This is a genomic window from Alkalihalobacterium elongatum, assembly GCF_019024285.1.
GTDB classification, from domain to species: domain Bacteria; phylum Bacillota; class Bacilli; order Bacillales; family Bacillaceae_F; genus Alkalihalobacterium; species Alkalihalobacterium elongatum.
Map to the genome: position 1 here is coordinate 1 of NZ_WMKZ01000060.1, position 1225 is coordinate 1225.

Consider the following 1225-nt stretch of genomic DNA (forward strand, 5'->3'; position numbering starts at 1 on the left):
TCGAATGGTTAAGTTATAAAGGGCGCACGGTGAATGCCTTGGCACTAGGAGCCGAAGAAGGACGCGACGAACAGCGATATGCCTCGGGGAGTTGTAAGTAAACTTTGATCCGGGGATTTCCGAATGGGGGAACCCACCATCCGTAATGGGATGGTACCCATACCTGAATATATAGGGTATGAGGAGGTAGACCTGGGGAACTGAAACATCTAAGTACCCAGAGGAAGAGAAAGCAAATGCGATTTCCTGAGTAGCGGCGAGCGAAACGGAAACAGCCCAAACCAAGAGGCTTGCCTCTTGGGGTTGTAGGACGTCTCACATGGAGTAAGAAAAGACGATCATAGGCGAAGCGGTCTGGAAAGGCCCGTCAGAGAAGGTAACAACCCTGTAGCCAAAATGATCGTCTCTCCGAGACGGATCCTGAGTACGGCGGGACACGTGAAACCCCGTCGGAATCCGGGAGGACCATCTCCCAAGGCTAAATACTCCCTAGTGACCGATAGTGAACCAGTACCGTGAGGGAAAGGTGAAAAGCACCCCGGAAGGGGAGTGAAAGAGATCCTGAAACCGTGTGCCTACAAGTAGTCAGAGCCCATTTACGGGTGATGGCGTGCCTTTTGTAGAATGAACCGGCGAGTTACGATCCCGTGCAAGGTTAAGCCGAAGAGGCGGAGCCGTAGCGAAAGCGAGTCTGAATAGGGCGAAGAAGTACGTGGTCGTAGACCCGAAACCGTGTGATCTACCCATGTCCAGGGTGAAGTTCAGGTAACACTGAATGGAGGCCCGAACCCACGCATGTTGAAAAATGCGGGGATGAGGTGTGGGTAGGGGTGAAATGCCAATCGAACTCGGAAATAGCTGGTTCTCCCCGAAATAGCTTTAGGGCTAGCCTCGAGGGAAGAGTATTGGAGGTAGAGCACTGATTGGGCTAGGGGTCCCCACAGGATTACCGAACTCAGTCAAACTCCGAATGCCAAATACTTATCCTCGGGAGTCAGACTGCGAGTGCTAAGATCCGTAGTCAAGAGGGAAACAGCCCAGACCGTCAGCTAAGGTCCCAAAGTATACGTTAAGTGGTAAAGGATGTGGAGTTGCCCAGACAACCAGGATGTTGGCTTAGAAGCAGCCACCATTTAAAGAGTGCGTAATAGCTCACTGGTCGAGTGACTCTGCGCCGAAAATGTACCGGGGCTAAACGTATCACCGAAGCTACGGCTTGTCCTTA

The 1225-nt window shown here is 52.1% G+C and carries 1 rRNA gene; it reads left to right on the plus strand.

The features are described 5' to 3' along the window. Positions 1-6 precede the first annotated feature (6 nt). Positions 7-1225: ribosomal RNA gene (locus GKP30_RS23330) — 23S ribosomal RNA — on the plus strand; the annotation flags it as partial.